Below are 5339 nucleotides of genomic sequence, written 5' to 3' on the forward strand. Positions count from 1 at the left end.
AGCACCACGGTCATCATCAACACCACGGTCACCATCAACAACATGGCCATCATCAGCACCACGGTCACCATCAACAACAAGTACATCACCACGGTCATCACCAAATTCATCCGCAGGCTGTTCTTTTTCAAACACAACACCATCATCAAGGGCAACACCATCATCAAGGACAACACCATCATCAAGGGCAACACCATCACCAAGGGCAACATCACCATCAAGGGCAGCAACATCATCAAGGACAACATCACCACCAAGGGCAGCAACATCAACAAGGACAACAACATCAACAAGGACAACAACAAATTTGGTACGGTGGAGGAGCTGGAACTGCGGCGGGAACAGCTGGAATTACAGCTGGAGCAGCGGGTCATGCTGGACATGTGGGACATTAATGAATTACATGAAAAATTCTCTTGTGCGCAAGGGGATTTTTTATTTTGAAGAAAAATATATTTGCATTTCGAAATGTAATCTTGAGTAGTAAAACACGAAGTTCATGACCTGTGAATGATAGTACAAAAAAGCTGCTAAGAATATTCCTAGCAGCTGCTCTTATATTATTTTCCTGCGTTTGCTAATGCCTCTTGACGTTGACGTTCAATTTCCGCACGAAGTTGTGGTTCTGGTGCTTGCCAGCCTTCTGGTTTTAAAATTTTGCCATCGCCCTCGCGGAATCGAGGTTTCCCATCAGGGAATAGTTTTGCCATGTTGGCGTTGTTTACAATTTCGAATCCTTTATCTGGACGTACGCCCATTTCTGCAAACGTTCCGAATGCAAAGTAAATAAGGTCAATAAGTGCATCGTATTGATCTTCAACAGTTGTTGCTTCTAGAAATTCTTCTAACTCTTCTTGCATAAAGCTAGCACGAATTTTTGCACGCTCTTCTGTTAGTTTTGTTGGAGTACTTGTCACAGGATGTCCGAATTCTTCATGCATTTTTGCAACAAGTTCGAATCCTTTATCTAAACCTTTTTCGTTTGTCATGTTGTTTCATCCTTTCTTACGTTATGCCGAAGTTTATTGTAACATAAGGTGATTATTAAATGAAAAAGGCTTGTCCCAAAATTGATGAGAGTAGCTCTTTTTTCATGTCTCATAATGGTAAATAAAATTTTATCGGCGATTTTTCGAATATATCGACCACAATTTGAATTTTATCAGCGATTCGACAAGGAATATCGAATTAACTACAAAATACGACAATAATAACCTGCTTATTAATAAGAAAAACCGTCCCAAATACCTTTTGGGGACGGCCTCGCTCGCTATTCTTCTTTCTTTAATAAAATGGATAAAATGAGATCAATGCCAAACATTCCGATGAGTAGCATTGGTATAACGACAAGTAAATAACGAGTAAAAGAAACATTTTTTAAATATGTATGAGCAAATAAAAAGACGCCAAGAAATAAAATACCATTTAAAATAGGTTTTACTAATTTTTTAGACATAAGCTCCCCCGTAAATATCCCTTTTCTCTATTTAAAAATAAAAACTCCCCTCTCCGTTGTACCATGCCAGAGAGGGGAGTTCAATCATTAACTTATTCAATTACGCCAGAATTTGTAATATTGACAGTGTATTTCACCTTAATAGGAACATCTTTATACATTCTTCGCCACTCTTCTAATTTGAATGGACGGTAATGTTCTTTATACCTTGCGCCGAGACCGAGTGGATCCACATTTAAAGATTTAAACTGTTTAATTAATTTGTTAGCTGTTGCATCTAATTGTTTTTCAACTGACTTTTCTATTTTTTTTGTGTTCTTTTTATTTTCTAAGTTGAACTGTTTAGATAGTTCTTGAATGCGTGCTTCTAGTTTAACGTGTATGAAAAATGATGGTTTACCATCTTTAATACTTACTTGGTAAGTTGGGACGGATCGAATATTATTAATGATTGTGTATCCTGAGTTTGCTTTAAATTCATGTGAATCTAAGCGATGTTTTTCCAATAAACCTTTAAAGGCGAACATATCGTGATAGTTAATTTTCCCAACATATTTATCTCTTTTTAAAAGTCCGATACCAGTAATTCTTATTTTATCTTTATCTTTTTTGAGTATTGGTAAATAAGAATCTTGACCTTCACGATAATATCGATAGGCTCCTAAATGTAGATTGTCAGTAGGTAAAGGACCCGTTTTCATATTATGGTCTAACATTTTCTTTATATAAATTGCAACGTTAGATGATGTTGTATATTTACCTTTTAGTAAGTCTAGTCCTGTTCCCTCTAATAAACCGACATAAATAGAGTTCCCGATATTCACATCACGAATTAACGTGTCAAAGGAAGTTGACAACCCTTTTTTGGCGATTTTTGTAGTAAATAAAGCAAAACGCATTTGTCCACTTGCAAACGGCTGAGAGGATTCTAAAGATATATCCGCTTTTACTTGTTTTACTGCGTTTCCTACTCCTTCAAAGACTTGAACTTTATTACCTTTTTTCTGTATAGGACAAACGAATGTGACTTTTACTTTATTATCTTTTGCTGTATCAAAAACAGCCCCTTGAATGAGATTGACATCATCGATAATATTTTTTTGTAAGCAACCAGTTAGACTAAGGATGCTGATACAAGAAAGAAGCATTAATTTTCTTTTGATTTTTTCCATTTTCTTTTCACCCACACAATAATAAATAGAATTGGGATGTATATGTAAATAAGCCAAAAACTAATTCTTGACGCATTGCTAATAAAGTCATTAATATCATGTCTGTTTGTTAAAAGTTGTGAAACAATGAGGGTAATGAGCAAAAAAGTAATTAAAACACCTCTTTGTTTTACACGAAATATTTCGTGTGTTCCTCTTGTCGCTGCCCATAAAGGAAGAATGAAGCTCGTAACAATAACGAGAGCATAAGCTGAGATTGCAATGTACTCTAGCCTTTCTATGAAAGGAAGTTGGATAACCTGAGTCATAGAGAGCTGGGCCCAAATTGTTTTGGATAATTGTTTTTCGCTAAAGAATGTAAAAGCTAAGAGGGTGCTAAATAAATATAAAAGATTAGAGAATAGCGCACCGTATTGTGCAAATTTATGAGATTTCTTAGACTCTTTTACAAATGGATAAATCATAAGAAAAATTTCAAATCCGCTCATAGTATAGATTGATAATTGAGATGCTTTTAAAATGTCTGAAAATGAATGTGAAAATACAGGGAGTAAATTAGACCAGTGAGTGTATTTTAAGATAAAAAGGCTAATGAAAAGATATCCGAGTGTCCCGCCGATAGAAATGACACAGATACCAGTAATAACACGAAAACCAGATGAGATAATATAATAACCGACTAAGCATAGAAAAGTTGTTAGCATCCAAATCGAAGCAGAAGGAAACATCCATACTTGAATAATTTCTACATATGTTCGAACGACAGAAATACTGACCATTAAAAAATACACCATAAAGATAATGTTAATCCCATTCCCAAGCCACTTTCCGAATGTTTGTTTATGCAAATCAATTAAATTGCCATCTATACCTTTTAGTGAGGAATACATCATCCATAGGAGAATATGAATGATGATTCCTGTGAGAAGGACACCTATCCAGCCATCGTATCCAGCTGCTTTCGCAATAATGCGGGCAAATCCGAGAACACCAGCACCAAATTGTGCACCGTGAATTAAGAAGAAGACGAAGATAGGTGATATTTGGTGTTCTGCTTTAATTTTACTCATCGATGCACCTCATTTCTTAATCATCAAAATCAGATGTATGTTTTGTTGAAATTCCGTTTGCTGATTTCTTAACATGCTGTGGTCTAGCTTGTACATCCCTCGTATCAATCATCGTTAATGGAAAACGAATCCAAGAGTCCTTTGCTGATTGTTGGCGTGTTGGATAAAACAGTGCGTACGGCTTACGTAAAGAAGTTAGTCTAAAAAGATGGGTAAATAAAAAGATAAATCCAAGAGAAATACCAAATAGACCACCTATTTCTGCAAATGCGAGAAATGGGAAACGTAGTAAACGAACGGCGTTACCCATTTTATAAATGGGTGTAATAAAGGAAGCTAACGCTGATAAGGCAACGATAATTAATAAAATGTTACTCGTTAACCCAGCTTGAACAGATGCTTGTCCAATTACGATACCACCTACAATACCGAGTGTTTGTCCTACTTTCATCGGTAACCTAGCCCCAGCTTCTCTTAATAAATCAATAACTAATTCCAAAAAGAGTGCTTCGATTAAAGGTGGGAATGGTACTTGTGCTCTTGATAAAATCAATGTTTCAAGCAAATCGCTTGGAATGAGTTCGTAATGATAACTTAAAACGGCAACATATAATGGGGCTGCACAAATTGAGAAAAGAACCGCGATAAGTCGTAAAATCCTTGAAAATGTAGCGTACAGCCAAGAGACGTTATAGTCTTCTGGTGAAATAAAGAAATCGAAATATGATACAGGAGTTAGTAGAACGTTTGGTGAACCGTCAACAAAAATTGCAATTTTGCCATCAATAAGTGCCTTTGTCACTCTATCAGTTCGTTCTGTATTGATATATAATGGAAAAATTGATTTTTCGCCCATTAACTCTTGAAGATAAGCACTATCATTAATTTGATCGTATTCAAGAGCTCGCAATGATTCTTCGAGAAAATCCACATTATCCTTTTCTGCAAGGTTGTCTAAATACATTATTACAACCTTTGTTTTCGAAAAGGAGCCAATTATCATTTCTTTTGTTTGCAGTTCTAATACTGGAAGGCGTTTACGGACTAAATTAATATTTGTATCAATAGCTTCTACAAAACCTTCTTGTGGACCGATAACTGTTGATTCATTTAATGGAGGGCTTGGTGCCCGGTAAGTATCAATTGCAATGTTTGCAAGCATACACTTTTGATCTTGCTGGTTCAATTGAATAATTGCATGTCCTTTTAAAACCATGTCCTCAATTTTTTGTAAGTCGTTCGTAATTGTAATACCGCTCATTGGCATATGTTCTTTTAGCTCCTCAAGAGAAGAACAAGAGCGTTCTAAAAGTGTAGGCATTAAATACTTTTGAAGCTTTTCTCCATCAAGTGAAGGACGGTAGTAAGAAATCCAATAAGGCATCGTTTCATCATCAGATGTATGATAATTAACAAAGTCACTAGACATTTTTAGTTTTGCTATTAAGTCTTGTAGAGAATGAATATGGTCCTTTTCTGGTTTGCTAAAGTCATAAATGCTGTTACTTCCAGCGCTTTGAGAAGGATTCTTTTGTGCAGCCGGTTGCTGTTTGTCTTGAGAAGGATTCTTTTGTGCAGCTGGTTGCTGTTTGTCTTGAGAAGGATTCTTTTGTGCAGACGGTTGCTGTTTGTATTGAGAAG

Annotated in this window: 5 protein-coding genes and 1 pseudogene; 1 reads left to right on the forward strand and 5 read right to left on the reverse strand. The window is 35.9% G+C overall.

Going from position 1 to position 5339, the window contains the following annotated elements:
* Positions 1-395 (forward strand): annotated as a pseudogene (locus V7038_RS02725) (VrrB protein); the annotation flags it as partial.
* A gap of 165 nt (positions 396-560) precedes the next feature.
* Here the strand turns inward: V7038_RS02725 and V7038_RS02730 are convergent.
* The 5 genes from V7038_RS02730 to V7038_RS02750 form a co-directional block, all read right to left on the reverse strand.
* On the reverse strand, positions 561-989 hold the full coding sequence (locus tag V7038_RS02730) for a hypothetical protein (protein ID WP_002112380.1): 429 nt from the start codon (positions 987-989) through the stop codon (positions 561-563).
* A gap of 281 nt (positions 990-1270) precedes the next feature.
* Positions 1271-1456: a hypothetical protein gene (locus V7038_RS02735; RefSeq protein WP_044737517.1), complete on the reverse strand. Its 186-nt coding sequence runs from the start codon at positions 1454-1456 to the stop codon at positions 1271-1273.
* A gap of 92 nt (positions 1457-1548) precedes the next feature.
* Entirely contained in the window at positions 1549-2628 is a 1080-nt protein-coding gene (locus tag V7038_RS02740; protein ID WP_078180091.1) for a Ger(x)C family spore germination protein, read from the reverse strand.
* Positions 2604-3698 carry a spore germination protein gene (locus V7038_RS02745; RefSeq protein ID WP_078180090.1) on the reverse strand — a complete coding sequence of 365 codons (1095 nt, stop codon included), beginning with the start codon at positions 3696-3698 and terminating at the stop codon, positions 2604-2606. The genes V7038_RS02740 and V7038_RS02745 overlap by 25 nt, the downstream gene beginning before the upstream one ends.
* 16 nt (positions 3699-3714) lie before the next feature.
* Positions 3715-5339: spore germination protein (locus V7038_RS02750; protein WP_335469035.1), on the reverse strand; the 1625-nt coding region annotated here is incomplete at its 5' end.

Origin of the sequence: Bacillus sp. JJ783 (genome assembly GCF_036963225.1) — a bacterium.
Lineage (GTDB): Bacteria > Bacillota > Bacilli > Bacillales > Bacillaceae_G > Bacillus_A > Bacillus_A cereus_U.

Excerpts from the sequence above, each read along its gene's own strand:
- V7038_RS02740 (WP_078180091.1), bottom strand. The coding sequence starts at position 2,628 with ATGGAAAAAATCAAAAGAAAATTAATGCTTCTTTCTTGTATCAGCATC.
- V7038_RS02730 (WP_002112380.1), bottom strand. The coding sequence starts at position 989 with ATGACAAACGAAAAAGGTTTAGATAAAGGATTCGAACTTGTTGCAAAA.
- V7038_RS02735 (WP_044737517.1), bottom strand. The coding sequence starts at position 1,456 with ATGTCTAAAAAATTAGTAAAACCTATTTTAAATGGTATTTTATTTCTT.
- V7038_RS02745 (WP_078180090.1), bottom strand. The coding sequence starts at position 3,698 with ATGAGTAAAATTAAAGCAGAACACCAAATATCACCTATCTTCGTCTTC.